This is a genomic window from Alteromonas sp. AO-Serp, assembly GCF_017849675.1.
GTDB classification, from domain to species: domain Bacteria; phylum Pseudomonadota; class Gammaproteobacteria; order Enterobacterales; family Alteromonadaceae; genus Alteromonas; species Alteromonas macleodii.
Map to the genome: position 1 here is coordinate 1 of NZ_JAFLMX010000298.1, position 14318 is coordinate 14318.

Sequence of the window (14318 nt, forward strand, 5' to 3'; positions counted from 1 at the left end):
AAAAACAGTATAACGACTTTGCTATGCGTTGGAATGACTTTGATGTTGCATTGGATTGGACGTTAGAGTTGCAGCCACGTCTGAGGTAGGCGTGCCCGATTCTGATATAGAAAGGCTGAGGGGGATTATTCCTTCATAGATCACGAGAAAAGGAAATGGCCCGCCCTAGAGGATTCGAACCTCTGACCTCGGCCTCCGGAGGGCCGCGCTCTATCCAGCTGAGCTAAGGGCGGATCGTGCTACGGTTGTAATAACCATGTACGTTCGCAAAGGAAAAATACGCAGTTAAATGTACGCTGCAAACGGGGCGTAATAATACTTACGCGGTGGGTTGGCTTCAACTCATTTATTAAAATCTCTTTAGGTGGCTTGGAACAAGTGTTAAAAATCCTTACTTTTTATGGGTAATTGGCTTCAAATAGTTGTTCAACCCCAATTAACCGTTATAATCTGGCCAGTTATATTTTAAACAAATTCATCATTGCCTGGAGACAGATGTGAAATTAAAGACTTGGTTAACTGTTGCTGCTACTGCGCTAACTGTTTTTGCAGCACAAGCACAAGAAATGAGTAACGATGAAATTGCCGATCGCATTAAGCCGGTAGGTCAGGTACACGTTGCAGGCGCAGCGGCTGAAGGAAGTGCTGGCGCAGCTGGCGGTGCAAAGTCTGGTGAAGACGTTTACAACTCTGCATGTGTTGCATGTCACTCAGCAGGCGTTTTAGGAGCTCCTAAAGTTCACGTTGCAGCAGACTGGCAACCACGTCTAGATGAGCGCGGTCTTGATGGCGTATGGCAAAACGCATTAAACGGTATTAACGCTATGCCTCCTCGTGGTACATGCGGTAACTGTTCTGATGACGAAATTAAAGCTGCAATCGAGTATATGATTGAAGGTATCTAATACCCGCTAAATCGTAACAACTTGATGGAAAAAGTAGCGTTTTACCCTCTAATCGGGTAATTTAACTCTTTGGGGAAACGTTACTTTTTTACTGGCGAGCGGAATGTCACAAGATTCGACGCAACATGAGTTGACGGAAGAAGAACTGCGCGAACTTATACCGCAGCTTCAGCAACTCACTGACAAGTACAAGCGCGCTGAACGTGTTCAGAAGGCGCTTTTCGACATTTCTGAACTTGCCAGTTCTGTGAGTCACCTTAATCGCCTTTATTCCGCTATTCATGAAATCATTGCCGATTTTATGAATGCCGATAACTTCTTTGTCGCCTTTTACGAACCCGATAGTAACGTTGTCGATTTCGCTTACTTCATTGACGAATTCGACGAACAAACCGTTCGCCAGCTCCCCGCTGAATCGTTAATGGACGGCATGACCGGTTACATTCTAAAAACCGGCGATCATCTATTTTACAAACGTGACGACGAAGAAAACTTTGCCTCTCAGCATGATATAAAGCTAGTTGGCTCGCAGCCGTTTGAGCTGCTGGGCGTGCCCCTTAAACGAGGAAGCCAAGTCATAGGTGCCATGGTAGTGCAAACTTATGATGAAGGTGTGCACTATACGCAAGAAGATTTAGAAGTACTGCTGTTTGTTTCTCAACACATTGTTACCACGGTTGATAGAGTAAAAAACCGTGAGCTCACTGAACGCACCATCCGCGAACGCACCCGCCAACTGCGAAAAATTAACGACGACCTTCAAGAAGAAATATTAGAGCGCCAAAAAGTAGAGTCGCTACAGCAGGCTTTATTCGAGATATCTGAGCTGGCGGCTAACCTTGAAGGCGATATGGACGTGTTTTACTCCAGTCTGCACGAAATTTTAGCCAGGCTAATTAGCGCACCTAACTGTTACATTGCCATTCTTGATAAGGAAAAAGAGCTACTCGCATTCCCGTATTTTAGTGACGCACAAGAAAAGAACATAAGTTCAAGACCTTTGGGGCTTGGACTCACTGAATTCGTATTGCGAACGGGGCAAGCTGAGCTGGTTAACCCACCTAGAGTATTGGAGCTTGCAGAGTCTGGCGATTTGGATGTGTCGGTTGCGCAAACCATGCTAAACAGTGCGAACTCGTGGTTAGGTTCGCCGCTTGTTGTAGATGGAGAAATTGCAGGTGTTATTGCCGTACAAACTTACGGTAAACACGCTAAATACAATTCTCGCGACCAAGAGCTTTTACGCTTTGTATCGCATCATATTGCGGTAGCCATTGAGCGTAAGCGTAATACCGAGTCGATGCAGCGCTATAACGTTGAGCTTGAGGAGCGCGTTAAAGAACGCACAGCTGAGCTAAACCGTGCTAATAAGTTCTTAAAGCAACAAATTGAAGAGCGTAAAGAGATTGAGCTTAAGCTTATTCACGATGCGCATCACGACTCGTTAACTGATTTGCCTAACCGCGCCATGTTCACTAGTCGCCTAGAGCTGGCTATTGCCAGTAAGCAGCGTTACAGCGAAAACATGTTTGCGGTGCTGTTTATCGACCTAGATCGCTTCAAGGTTATTAACGATACCCTAGGTCACCACGCGGGCGATGAGTTCTTAATTGAAGTAGCTAGACGTATTGCGCTATGTATTCGTGGTCACGACCTGCTAGCGCGCTTAGGCGGCGATGAGTTTGTTGTACTGCTTGATAACTTTGAAGATGAAGCAGACGTAGAAGAAGTGGCTAGCCGTATAATTTCATCTATTTCCGAACCGTTCTTGCTTGATGGTCGAGAGATGTATTCAGGTGCAAGTATTGGTATTGCGCACTTAGAAACCTACTATCGCGCCGCTGATGAAGTGCTTCGTGATGCCGATGCAGCCATGTATCAGGCGAAAACGCTAGGCCGCGGACGCTTTGTTATGTTCGACAAGAGCATGCGCGACAGGCTTATTGAAGAACTTGAGCTTGAAAATGAATTCAGACGTGCACTGCGCGAAGAAGAGTTCGATTACTTCCTACAGCCCGTTATAAAGCTTAATGACGACAGCACACTGTATAAAGAGATGTACATTCGCTGGTCGCACCCTGCCTACGGCAAGATTGCCAGAGAGCAGTTTAGACAAGTGGCAGAACATAGTGGCCTTACGCTAGATTTAGACCTGTTCCAGCTAACCAAAGCCTGCGAGCTGTTAAACCATTATAAAAACACCGACGACCCGATAAATAAAATAGCGGTTAACGTTTCGATTAATCATCTGCTACAGGCTTCTATGGTAAACCAGATGATTAATGTGATTGAAACATCTGGCATAACGCCCAGTCAGTTGGTATTTGAGTTTGATGAAAACGACTTAAATCGCCGTTCTCAGTTCATTCTTCCTGCTATTAAGAAGTTAAAACGTGCGGGCGTAACTTTGGTGCTGGATAACTTTGGAAGCGGATTAGCTTCATTGAGTTATTTGTTTGCCTACCCTTTCGACTTCATCAAAATTGATCATCGCTTTGTTAAGTCACTGCCTCGCTCTCAACGAAACTTAAAGCTTATCCAGTCTGTCATGCTTATTTCTGAACATTTGAAGTTTCAGGTTATTGCTGAAGGCGTAGACTCTCAGGCACAGTTAGATGCGCTTAACGAAATTGAATGCATTTATGGCCAAGGCAAAGTATTGAAGCACGCAAAAGTGCTGGATATGACATCGCTAGCAAGCTAGAAGTAAATACTCACTTACTATTGGCGCCCCACTATAAAAGTAGGTTATTTTTTACCTAAGATATCTCTTAGGTTAGCAATTCCCACCTGTGCCTTTTGCTGGCGTTCTTCTTTTGTTGCCTTCGGTTTCTGGTTTTCCCACTGTACATCGTCAGGCGGCAGTTCGAACAGAAAGCGGCTTGGCTCTGGGTTGATCACTTCACCAAACTGTCGACGCTCTTTAGCAAGGCTGAATATAAGCTCGCGCTGGGCGCGAGTAATTCCCACATAAGCAAGTCGGCGCTCTTCTTCTACGTTGTCTTCATCAATGCTGCTTTGGTGTGGCAATAGGCCTTCTTCCATGCCCACTAAGAATACAATAGGAAATTCCAAACCTTTTGAGGCATGCAGCGTCATTAACTGTACTTGGTCCCCTTCCCCGTCGTCTTCGCCGCGCTCCATCATGTCACGCAGAATTAAGCGGTTCACCACTTCTGTTAAGGTCATGGGTTGGTCTAGGTCATTGCCTTCCAGCATATCGTTAACCCAACCGAATAACGTACTTACGTTGGCCATGGCCATTTCGGCGGCTTTGGGGCTGGCGCTGGTTTCATATAGCCATTCTTCGTAGCCCATAGTGCGGATCATGGTGCGCACTGCGTCAGCGGTGTTGCCCCGTTCCGCGTTGTCCGACAACTCCACTACCCAGCGGGCAAAGGTAGAAACCGAATGAAAAGCTTTGTCTGGCAACACGCTGTTTAAGTTAGGGTGCGTCGCCGCTTCGAACATAGACACACCCAAGCTATTTGCAAAGTTACCCAGTTTTTCCAGCGTAGCGCGGCCTATACCGCGCCCTGGCGTGTTAATAATGCGAAGCAAAGCGTTATCGTCGTCTTGGTTCACCAACAACCTTAAATACGCCATGATGTCTTTCACTTCAGCACGACCAAAGAACGACATACCGCCGCTGATTTTGTACGGAATGCGGTTACTCATTAACAGCTTTTCAAAAATACGACTTTGATGATTCCCGCGATACAAAATGGCGTAGTCTTTAAACTGGGTGCGGTTCATGAACTTATGCGCCAGCAGTTCTGCCACCACGCGCTCACCTTCATGCTCTTCGTTCTTCGCCTCTATTACTTTTAGCGGCTCGCCGTACTGCAGCTCTGAGAACAGGGTTTTATCGAACAAATGCGGATTGTTCTGAATAAGAATATTCGCGCAATGCAGAATACGGCCTGACGAGCGGTAATTTTGCTGTAGCTTAATGACGTTTAAGCGCGGAAAGTCTTGCTGTAATAGGTGCAAATTCTGTGGCTTAGCGCCACGCCATGAATAGATAGACTGGTCATCGTCGCCCACCACGGTAAAGCGCGCACGCTCACCTACTAATAGCTTTACCAACTCGTACTGACTGGTGTTGGTATCTTGGTACTCATCCACCAGCAAGTAGCGAATTTTGCTCTGCCATTTGGCTCTTATTGCTTCGCTACTTTTTAAAAGCAATGTAGGTAATAAAATAAGGTCGTCGAAGTCTAGCGCGTTATATGCCTTAAGGTTGTCTTGGTAACGCTTGTAGGCTTCTGCAAACTCTCGTTCGCCCGTGCTGGTAGCTGATTTTAATAAAGCATCGGGCAAGATAAGGTCGTTTTTCCAGTTCGAGATACAGCTTTGTAAAAGCTGAAGCTGATCTTTATCGCCATCGAGGGTGTCGGACGTCAAATCGTTAAGCAACGCGAACGAGTCTTTATCGTCGAATAACGAGAAACCTGGCTTTAAGCCAAGATCTTTCACATGCGCTTTAATAATGGTTAAGCCCATGGTGTGGAAGGTCGATACTTTTAGCCCGCGCGCCTCTGGCTTGCCCAAGGTCTGCGCTACACGTTCTTTCATTTCACGTGCTGCTTTGTTGGTAAAGGTTACCGCTGCAATGTAGCGAGCTGGCATATCGCAGTTTCTAACTAAATGAGCAATCTTATTGGTAATTACGCGCGTTTTACCACTACCCGCCCCCGCCAGCACCAAACATGGGCCAGACACAAAGGTTACGGCAGACTCTTGAGCTTCATTTAGTTTCATTTAATACCTAGAACAACGTACATTTTTGGCGCGACACAGTTTTCATTGCATGTCGTGTCGATACCGATAGAATAGCTTTCATAATTTGAGCTGCGCATTATAAGGGAATTCCATGTTGGATCCGAAGAAACTCGAAGATTTAGCGAAACAAATTGCTGATGCCGTTCCACCTGGCGTTAAAAACATGGCTGAAGAAGCCGAAGGTCGAGTAAAGGCGGTATTGCAGTCGCAGCTGTCTAAGCTTGATTTAGTGACTCGCGAAGAGTTCGATATTCAAAGCCAAGTGCTTATTCGCACTCGTGAAAAGCTAGACGCTATGGAAAGCCGCATTGCTGAACTTGAAGTGAAGCTAGCGGAAAAGTAGGCGTTCAAAGCTTATAGAAACTCAAAAAGCGCCTTTATGGCGCTTTTTTTGTGGCTGAATACCATAAACAATGGTTTGTATTGGGCTAGTTACTTTTACTGTTACACCAAATAAAAATGCAGTGCCGTTCCTAGCGTGATGGCTAAACCAATATAGTGATTTTCAATAAACGCGGTGAAGCAGCCTTCACGCTGACGGCGTTTAATAAGCTGATACTGGCGCACGCATAGCAGAGCCGAAAACAGCACGGCTAAGTAGTAAGGCCAGGTTGCGTTAATAGCACAGCCTATACACCACAAAATGGCAAGGGCAGCGGTCTGTAGCAGCATGACTATGAGTACGTCGTTTTTTCCAAACAATATGGCCGTAGACTTAATGCCTATTTGTAAGTCGTCATCGCGGTCTACCATGGCGTACATGGTGTCGTAAGCTACCGTCCATAGCAAGTTAGCAATAAACAACCACCAGCCGTACGCTGGTACTGTTTCTATCACGGCCATAAATGCCATAGGAATGGCCCAACCGAACGCGGCACCCAATACCACCTGCGGTAAATTGGTGTAACGCTTCATGAAGGGGTAGCTTGCTGCTAGAAGTAAGGCTACCACCGACAACGCAATAGTTTGCCAATTGAGGAATAACACTAAGACAAATGCTAAAGCGATAAGCGCACCAAAAAGTTGTAGTGCTTGTTTGGCCGACACTTCTCCGGTTGCAAGCGGACGCTGGGCAGTGCGCTTTACGCTACCGTCTACTTTCCTGTCTGCATAATCGTTAATCACACACCCGGCTGAGCGCATGACAACTACGCCAGCCACAAAAATGAGCGTAATGCTTAAAGGCGGTAAACCTTGTGCAGCCATAAGAAGCGCCCACAGCGTAGGCCACAGTAGAAGATAAATACCGACTGGTTTATCAAGGCGCATCAGTCGCGCATAGGCGTTCCAATTGTGCTTCATAACTGTTTTTCGCTTTCCTTTTCGTTTTTAGCAGAGCGGCTATAGGCCGGTGAGGAAGGAAGAAATACCTCTGCTACTATCATGCTGTAGTTGCCTAACGTAAACAACGAGCGCCTGCCCCACAAGGTTTGATTACTGTTAATACCAAACTGCGAAGCTGGCACTGTACACAGTTGAAACGCTGAGCGTGTAAAGCGCTTATCGTTAAACAAACGTTTTCCTAAAGGCTCTCGACCAAGGTCTGAAAGCTCGCTGTCAACAAAGGCTTGAGGGATGATAGAACGTGCAAACACCCATGGCTTATGATCGCCGCATAAGAGAATTTCTCGCGCTTGATAATGGGTTTCACCGTTGTCGAGTAACAACGACAGTTCATTGTCGTGAGGAATCTGCTCGTGCTGGCCAATAAGCTCTAGAGAAAAGTGGTTGCTTAAAGACTGTACTCGCTCGGTTAACGACCCAGTGTCTAACAGCCAGTTTTTTAGCTGTGCATTAGGAATTGTGATGCCAGAAGGTGCTTGCCAGTCAACCGCCAAACCCACTGGAAAAGTGGCATTAAAACTCACACGAAAAGCCCGAATAATGAATCTGTTAGTATGATAACACGTCATGTTCAATTATTTTCACTCGGTTAAACTTTTGCAGTAGTGTGTTTAATCAGAGTTTTGCTACACTACCAAGTGAATTTATTACTTTGGTGTTTCGGACTTCACTATGCTTAAGTCTTTAGTTTTACGCGTTTTTGCGGTTAGTTTTTTCGTTCTTGGTTGTAACGCAGCAGTGGCGCAAGACAAGGCCAACTATGCTTATTTGGGCTTAGAGCCAGAGATTGTTACCAACTACATTAGCGATAGCGCACAAAAGCTTGGCTATGTACGCGTGTCAGTTGAATTGATGATCCACGATGTTAATCAGCTTGAAATTGCTGAACACCATATGCCGTTACTGCGCTCTACTGCCATTGAAATATTCGGTCAGCAACCGGCAGAGAAAGTTAAATCACTAACTGGTCGTGAAGACATTCGCCGCGCTATTCTTAAAGCGTTGCAAGAGCACATGAAGCAAGAGACAGGCGGCGAAGTGGTGAAGAACGTTATCTTCACCAAATACTTATACCAAGGCGGTTAAAAGTAGATAACGGGCTAAAAGGCTAACGTACGCCTTTTAGCTACATAAAACGCCACTAGCGTTTACCCGACCCAAGACTTAAGGCTCCGGCGAGCAAACATCCAGAAATAAGCCCCGCTGTATGTGCAGCATTCGCCATGTTTACCCACAAAATATCGGCATAACCTAGTACCAACCACACCAACATAAAGCCCACAATTGAATTTGGCAGCGACAAGCCCCAACTTGGTCGCAACCAGCCTAGCCACCACACAAAGCCCATTACGGCATACACCACACCAGACAAGCCGCCAAACAAGAACAGGTTGCCTTGCACAGGATCACTAAATAGCGCTTGTGCGGCGTTCGAACTAGTGGCCGACACTAAGAACACAATAAGCAGCATGCTCATGCCAAGGGTGCGTTCAATTTTAGCTCCCAGCATGCCCCACCACAGTAGGTTAAATATAATGTGCAGCGCCGAAAAATGAATGAATGCAGGGCCAAGTAATCGCCACCATTCGTGATTTTGCGACAAAATGTAAAATGGCTGCATCAATAAATGCTGTGCGATAGGGGCAAACAGCCCAAACAACGACAGTAAATAAACCGCAACACACAGAATAAATACCACCGAGGTAAAGGGCGCTTTCACAGCATCGGCAATGATATTACCCATGGAAAAGCCATTACCCGAAGGCGCCAGCCGTACGTTCTTGCCATTATCCCATGCTGCTTGCTGGTACTTCGGATCAGTAGGGTTTGCCAAAAAGCCATCTGCAATAACTTTTGCGCGGTCGAGATGGTCGTGATTATCTAATACCACCACGAACTCTTTATCGTGCTGTATTACAGCGGCCTGAATGTGCTGACTGGTTAAATAATTGGCGAGAAGATGTGCAGGACTTTGCTGATTGAACGCAATTAAAGGATGAGCCATAAGCTAGTTGTTACCCCGAAGCAGAAGAATATGAATGCGATATGACATATACCAAGGGCGCGGTATATAACCTCTTTATACTGAAATACTTCAGTAGCTGCAAAAAAATAAAGGTGCACATTGTGCACCTTTATCAAATCGCTATGCCGTGACTACCGGATTTGCCAGTCGCCATGCTTCGAAGCCACCGTCCATACTATAAACGGTTTCAAAGCCTTGCTGTGCAATCACTTGGGCCGCCTGCTGGCTGCTTACGCCGTGGTAGCACACTACAACCACTGGGATATCTTTGGGCGTTTGGTCGATAAACGCTGCAAAGTTGTCGTTGTTCAGCTGCGCTGCGTTAGGCATGTGTCCATTAGCAAAAGATTGCGGATCGCGAATATCCACAATGGTTACGTCACCTTGAAAATTTGCAACGTCGTTTACGCTAATGTGTGAGAATGTTGTCATTATTGCCAGTCCAGAATAACTTTACCTGAGTGTCCAGACCCCATGGTATCAAACCCTTTCTGAAAGTCATCAATAGAAAAGGTGTGTGTGATGATAGGCGATAGATCTAAGCCACTCTGCAGCAAGCTCGCCATTTTGTACCACGTTTCGAACATTTCACGGCCGTAAATACCTTTTATCACCAAGCCTTTGAAAATAACCTGGTTCCAATCGATGGCAACATCTTGTGGAGGTATTCCCAGCATGGCAATTTTGCCGCCATGGTTCATTTTGTTCAGCATGTCTCTGAAAGCCACCGGCACACCAGACATTTCCAGACCCACATCGAAGCCCTCTGTCATACCAAGTTCGTTCATTACGTCTTTCAAGTCTTCCTTGCTTACGTCAACGGCGCGGGTTGCACCCATTTTTTTAGCAAGCTCAAGACGGTAAGGGTTGATGTCGGTAACCACGACATGACGAGCACCTACATGCTTTGCAACTGCAGCAGCCATAATACCTATTGGGCCGGCACCAGTTATCAGCACGTCTTCACCCACCAAGTCGAAACTTAGTGCAGTGTGAACAGCGTTGCCAAACGGGTCAAAGATAGACGCAAGGTCGTCACTAATGTTGTCTGGAATTTTAAACGCGTTAAATGCAGGAATTACCAAGTATTCAGCAAAAGCGCCCGGGCGGTTTACGCCTACGCCTTCAGTGTTGCGACACAAATGTACACGACCTGCACGACAGTTACGGCAATGGCCACAGGTAATATGGCCTTCGCCCGAAACACGGTCGCCAACCTTAAACCCTTTCACTTCTTGGCCCATTCCAACGACTTCACCCACATACTCGTGGCCTACAACCATAGGTACCGGAATGGTTTTCTGTGACCATTCGTCCCAGTTGTAAATGTGCATGTCGGTGCCGCAAATGGCGGTTTTGCGAATTTTAATCAGTAGGTCATTGTGTCCTACTTCAGGCTCTGGCGTGTCTTGTAGCCAAATGCCTTTTTCTGCTTTCGCTTTAACTAGCGACTTCATGAAATTACTCCCAATTCACGGCCAACTTCAATAAATGCATCTACCGCTTTATCAACATGTTCAAGGCTATGACCTGCTGACATTTGCGTACGAATGCGGGCCTGACCTTTCGGCACAACAGGGTAAGAGAAACCGATAACATAGATGCCTTTCTCAAGCATCTTGTCTGCCATTTCGCTAGCTAAACGGGCATCGCCTAGCATAACAGGAATAATAGCGTGATCTTTACCGGCTAATGTGAAGCCCGCTTCTTCCATACGCGTACGGAAGTGATTGGCGTTGCGCCATAGATTAGCGCGAAGCTCGTCACCTTCTTTCATCATTTCAAACACTTTAAGCGATGCTGAAACGATAGGTGGCGCAACCGAGTTTGAGAAAAGATAAGGACGCGAGCGTTGACGTAACCACTCTACGACTTCTTTTTTGCCCGAGGTGTAACCGCCAGACGCGCCGCCTAGTGCTTTACCTAGAGTACCGGTGATGATGTCTACACGCCCCATAACGCCACAATACTCATGGCTGCCTTTGCCGTTTTCGCCAAGGAAGCCCGTTGCGTGACAATCGTCTACCATTACCATGGCGTCATACTTATCAGCCAGGTCGCAAATAGAGGCTAAGTCGGCAATCACGCCGTCCATTGAAAACACACCGTCGGTGGCAATAATTTTGAAACGTGCGCCATCGGCATCAGCTTGCTTTAACTGCTCTTCTAGTGCAGCCATATCGTTATTGGCGTAGCGATAACGCTTAGCTTTACACAGGCGCACACCGTCAATGATACTGGCGTGGTTTAACGCATCAGAAATAATGGCATCTTCAGGGCCTAATAGCGTTTCAAATAAACCGCCATTCGCGTCGAAGCACGATGGGTACAAAATGGTGTCTTCTGTACCGAGGAAGTCGCTGATAGAGGCTTCCAGTTGCTTGTGAATGTCTTGTGTACCGCAAATGAATCGTACAGATGCTACACCAAAACCATGGCTATCCAGGCCTTTCTTTGCTGCTTCAATCAAGCTTTCATTGTTTGCAAGACCAAGGTAGTTGTTGGCACAAAAGTTAATAACGTGCTCGCCGTTAGCAACACCAATATCCGCTTGTTGTTGCGACGTGATAACACGCTCTTTTTTGTACAAACCATCTTCTTTCGTGGCTTCAATTTGCGATTGCAAATGAGAAATAAATGCCGCAGACATGCCATTCTCCGAGTGTAGGTATATTAAAACCGTTAGTTTAATGAAAGCGCGGTAAAGGGTACACACCCTTGCGCTGTATTTAATGGGTTTGTCGACTAAGTTTGTAAATTATTCAGCACACTACATTGATGGAGCGTGCGCCTTTTGAAACAGTCAAGCAGCCCTAGGCGGATTCTTTCCAAAAACCAAACTCTACTTTGTCGCTTAACACGTCCCAAATGTTAACCTCAGGAATAGGTCTGCTGATAAGGTAGCCTTGACCTAGGTTGCAGTCGAAATGACACAGCAACTCGTACTGTTCACTGGTTTCAATTCCTTCTGCCACCACTTGCATTCCCATGTTGCGCACCATAGAAATCGTAGAGTGAACAATATTTCTATCATCAGCACTGCTGGCGATATTTGCCACAAACGAGCGGTCAATTTTGATGTAGTCGGCGGGTAACGATTTAAGATAACTCAACGACGAATAGCCCGTGCCGAAATCGTCGATAGCCAGCATGCACCCCATGTCGCGAATATTTTGCATGATGGTGGTTGCACGCTTGATATCTGATACCAATACCGTTTCGGTTAACTCTAAGCAAACTTGGTCGGGCGCTATGTCATTTTTGATAATTTGCTGCTGCAAGAATTCAGGCAAACTCGGGTCTAAGAACTGACCCGCTGACAAATTAATCGCCATCTTCACGTCGGAGTAGCCGCTATTTTTAAGCTCTCTGATTAAATAAGTTGAGCGCGTAATTACCCAGTAATCAAGCTCAAGCATGAATGACGTGTTTTCAAGAAGCGGTATGAAATCGGCTGGGGAAATATTACCCTTTTTAGGGTGTTGCCAACGCAATAGCGCTTCAAAGCCCACCAGCCTTCCCGTGTGCATCTCAATTTGGGGCTGAAGCGCTAAGCTAAACTGGTTGTCTCTTAGGGCTTCACGCGCCTCTGACTCCAGCTCAACCTTCTGCATTACTTTAAGGTTCATGGTGGCGTCATACACGCGATACTCCGCCCCTTTTTTGGCTTTGGCTTCGTACATCGCAATATCAGCATGACGCAGCAGTTCTACTGGCGTGGCGCGAGAGTGGTTGGTAATAGCAATACCGATACTGATAGAAACGTAAAAGGTTACGCCATCTACAATGATTGGCTCTTTAAACTCTTCTATCAGCTTTTTGGCTACCGTATCTACGTGCTTTTTGCTTTCGATATTTGAAAGTAAAATAACAAACTCATCACCGCCAAATCGAGATGCAATATCCGACTCTCTGATCGGCTTAGAAATACGCATAGCAGCAGCTTTTAAGAGTTTATCGCCGACGTCATGACCGTGACTGTCGTTAACCTTTTTAAAGTCATCAAGGTCCATAAACATCAGTGCCACTAACCTATCGTCGCGAATTGAACTAGCTAGCTGCTTTTCTATTTGAAACGTCAGCATATTACGGTTGGGAAGTCCGGTTAACACATCGAACATCGCCATTTTTTCAAGCTTCGCTGTGTTAATAGCCATTTGTCCGTCAAAGCTTTCTAGCTGGCGCGCCAGATTATTTGCCGCGTCTTCAACTACGTCCAATTCATCTGTGAATTTGAAAATAGGCGACTTCCTTCGTTTAGCTGCAATGGTGTAAAACTCGCTAAACTTGTGTTCGGCCAGCATAGGCAAACGTTCGCTTACATCTAACAAGCGTATTCTGTATTGATTTAGGAAAAGGTAAAGCAGCGAAGAGAAAATAAAAAATAGCGCAACAGCGCTAGAAATAACTATGTACTGGTATTGCTCGTTTTGACGCACCATGGCCGACACGTCTTGCACAATGAGCAAGTAAGGATGATCACCTGATGCGTGATTAAAAGGCAGTAAACTAACCAGCAACTGCTGATTTTCCAGCGCAACGTTCATGCCTCTAATAACTAAATCGTCAATTCGCCAATTATCGGGTAACGCATCAAATAGAGATTGAAAGTACTGTCGATTAGCCGCAGACACTTGGCTTGCCACCCTTAATTCTGACAACTCAGATGAGGTTTCTTTGTGCTGGACGACAGCAACTTTGTGCACATCGGTAGCGCGACTAAACAGGTATAGCAGTTCTCTCATCGACGTGGACACAACGATGACAGGCAAGGTTTCACCGTTTGCCATAATTGGAATTGAAATGTAGTGCGTGCATACCGAGTCACAGGACAATAGTGAGCGGCTTTCAAACGACGCCCGAGTGGTATTCACTAGCTTTTCAATGGTTTTATTTACTGGCTGTAGCGGGTTGCCAACAACGCCGTGTTCGTCAAACAAATACAGCGATTCAACTTGAAAGTTAAGGGTCAGGTATTCACTAAGACCGCTAAGCGTTTGTTGTAGCGATTCAAGGCTATCTGCGTTGCCTCCACTCTTATGGCTGATGATATCAATAAGCGTGATCATTCTGCCGTGCAAAATGTCTTCAAAAAGCTGAACCCGTCGTTGATTACTGATTTGGTTTTCCCGTTGCTGGAGCAGGATTCGAGCGTCAGACTCCTGAATAAGAACCGTTGATATAACTACAGCCACAGTTAATACCATAGCCAACAAAATTGTGATGGTTTTAGTGGTGAAAGATACCTGAACCTTCAT

General features: G+C 46.0%; 12 protein-coding genes and 1 tRNA gene. 4 read left to right on the plus strand and 9 right to left on the minus strand.

Annotated elements, in window-relative coordinates:
• Positions 1 to 156: 156 nt before the first annotated feature.
• A tRNA-Arg gene (locus QVA83_RS19180) sits at positions 157 to 233 on the minus strand.
• A gap of 264 nt (positions 234 to 497) precedes the next feature.
• Between QVA83_RS19180 and QVA83_RS19185 the strand changes: the two genes are divergently transcribed.
• A complete protein-coding gene (locus QVA83_RS19185) occupies positions 498 to 905 on the plus strand; it encodes a c-type cytochrome (protein ID WP_014947775.1) in 408 nt (135 codons plus the stop codon).
• A gap of 103 nt (positions 906 to 1008) precedes the next feature.
• On the plus strand, positions 1009 to 3609 hold the full coding sequence (locus QVA83_RS19190; RefSeq protein WP_014947774.1) for a sensor domain-containing phosphodiesterase: 2601 nt from the start codon (positions 1009 to 1011) through the stop codon (positions 3607 to 3609).
• 44 nt (positions 3610 to 3653) lie between these two features.
• Here the strand turns inward: QVA83_RS19190 and rep are convergent, their stop codons facing one another.
• Positions 3654 to 5669: a DNA helicase Rep gene (rep, locus tag QVA83_RS19195; protein WP_039226949.1), complete on the minus strand. Its 2016-nt coding sequence runs from the start codon at positions 5667 to 5669 to the stop codon at positions 3654 to 3656.
• Between the two features lie 112 nt (positions 5670 to 5781).
• Here rep and ubiK point away from each other — a divergent pair, with 112 nt between their 5' ends.
• Positions 5782 to 6033 carry a ubiquinone biosynthesis accessory factor UbiK gene (gene ubiK / locus QVA83_RS19200; protein WP_014947772.1) on the plus strand — a complete coding sequence of 84 codons (252 nt, stop codon included), beginning with the start codon at positions 5782 to 5784 and terminating at the stop codon, positions 6031 to 6033.
• A gap of 101 nt (positions 6034 to 6134) precedes the next feature.
• On the opposite strand, the gene ubiA is transcribed toward ubiK, so the two are convergent.
• Both ubiA and QVA83_RS19210 read right to left on the minus strand, forming a co-directional pair.
• A complete protein-coding gene (gene ubiA, locus QVA83_RS19205; RefSeq protein WP_287498824.1) occupies positions 6135 to 6992 on the minus strand; it encodes a 4-hydroxybenzoate octaprenyltransferase in 858 nt (285 codons plus the stop codon).
• Complete coding sequence (locus QVA83_RS19210; protein ID WP_041693341.1) at positions 6989 to 7558, minus strand: chorismate--pyruvate lyase family protein; 570 nt, start codon at positions 7556 to 7558, stop codon at positions 6989 to 6991. The genes ubiA and QVA83_RS19210 overlap by 4 nt, the downstream gene beginning before the upstream one ends.
• Before the next feature lie 148 nt (positions 7559 to 7706).
• On the opposite strand from QVA83_RS19210, the gene QVA83_RS19215 reads away from it, so the two are divergent.
• Positions 7707 to 8120 carry a flagellar basal body-associated protein FliL gene (locus QVA83_RS19215; RefSeq protein ID WP_014977897.1) on the plus strand — a complete coding sequence of 138 codons (414 nt, stop codon included), beginning with the start codon at positions 7707 to 7709 and terminating at the stop codon, positions 8118 to 8120.
• A gap of 55 nt (positions 8121 to 8175) precedes the next feature.
• Here the strand turns inward: QVA83_RS19215 and glpG are convergent, their stop codons facing one another.
• The 5 genes from glpG to QVA83_RS19240 all read right to left on the minus strand — a co-directional run bounded on the left by glpG (position 8176) and on the right by QVA83_RS19240 (position 14318).
• Positions 8176 to 9039 (minus strand): rhomboid family intramembrane serine protease GlpG, encoded by an 864-nt coding sequence (glpG, locus tag QVA83_RS19220; protein ID WP_287498825.1) that lies wholly within the window; start codon positions 9037 to 9039, stop codon positions 8176 to 8178.
• A gap of 141 nt (positions 9040 to 9180) precedes the next feature.
• Positions 9181 to 9492: a thiosulfate sulfurtransferase GlpE gene (gene glpE, locus QVA83_RS19225; protein ID WP_014947767.1), complete on the minus strand. Its 312-nt coding sequence runs from the start codon at positions 9490 to 9492 to the stop codon at positions 9181 to 9183.
• On the minus strand, positions 9492 to 10517 hold the full coding sequence (tdh, locus tag QVA83_RS19230; protein WP_014947766.1) for an L-threonine 3-dehydrogenase: 1026 nt from the start codon (positions 10515 to 10517) through the stop codon (positions 9492 to 9494). Before tdh ends, glpE begins: the two co-directional genes overlap by 1 nt.
• Positions 10514 to 11710: a glycine C-acetyltransferase gene (locus tag QVA83_RS19235; protein WP_014977894.1), complete on the minus strand. Its 1197-nt coding sequence runs from the start codon at positions 11708 to 11710 to the stop codon at positions 10514 to 10516. The genes tdh and QVA83_RS19235 overlap by 4 nt, the downstream gene beginning before the upstream one ends.
• A gap of 163 nt (positions 11711 to 11873) precedes the next feature.
• Positions 11874 to 14318: a bifunctional diguanylate cyclase/phosphodiesterase gene (locus QVA83_RS19240; protein ID WP_287498826.1), complete on the minus strand. Its 2445-nt coding sequence runs from the start codon at positions 14316 to 14318 to the stop codon at positions 11874 to 11876.

What these genes read in the sequence shown, in the direction of transcription:
- QVA83_RS19190 (WP_014947774.1), top strand. Translation starts at nt 1,009, where the DNA reads ATGTCACAAGATTCGACGCAACATGAGTTGACGGAAGAAGAACTGCGC.
- rep (WP_039226949.1), bottom strand. Translation starts at nt 5,669, where the DNA reads ATGAAACTAAATGAAGCTCAAGAGTCTGCCGTAACCTTTGTGTCTGGC.
- ubiK (WP_014947772.1), top strand. Translation starts at nt 5,782, where the DNA reads ATGTTGGATCCGAAGAAACTCGAAGATTTAGCGAAACAAATTGCTGAT.
- ubiA (WP_287498824.1), bottom strand. Translation starts at nt 6,992, where the DNA reads ATGAAGCACAATTGGAACGCCTATGCGCGACTGATGCGCCTTGATAAA.
- QVA83_RS19215 (WP_014977897.1), top strand. Translation starts at nt 7,707, where the DNA reads ATGCTTAAGTCTTTAGTTTTACGCGTTTTTGCGGTTAGTTTTTTCGTT.
- glpG (WP_287498825.1), bottom strand. Translation starts at nt 9,039, where the DNA reads ATGGCTCATCCTTTAATTGCGTTCAATCAGCAAAGTCCTGCACATCTT.
- glpE (WP_014947767.1), bottom strand. Translation starts at nt 9,492, where the DNA reads ATGACAACATTCTCACACATTAGCGTAAACGACGTTGCAAATTTTCAA.
- tdh (WP_014947766.1), bottom strand. Translation starts at nt 10,517, where the DNA reads ATGAAGTCGCTAGTTAAAGCGAAAGCAGAAAAAGGCATTTGGCTACAA.
- QVA83_RS19235 (WP_014977894.1), bottom strand. Translation starts at nt 11,710, where the DNA reads ATGTCTGCGGCATTTATTTCTCATTTGCAATCGCAAATTGAAGCCACG.
- QVA83_RS19240 (WP_287498826.1), bottom strand. Translation starts at nt 14,318, where the DNA reads ATGAAGGTTCAGGTATCTTTCACCACTAAAACCATCACAATTTTGTTG.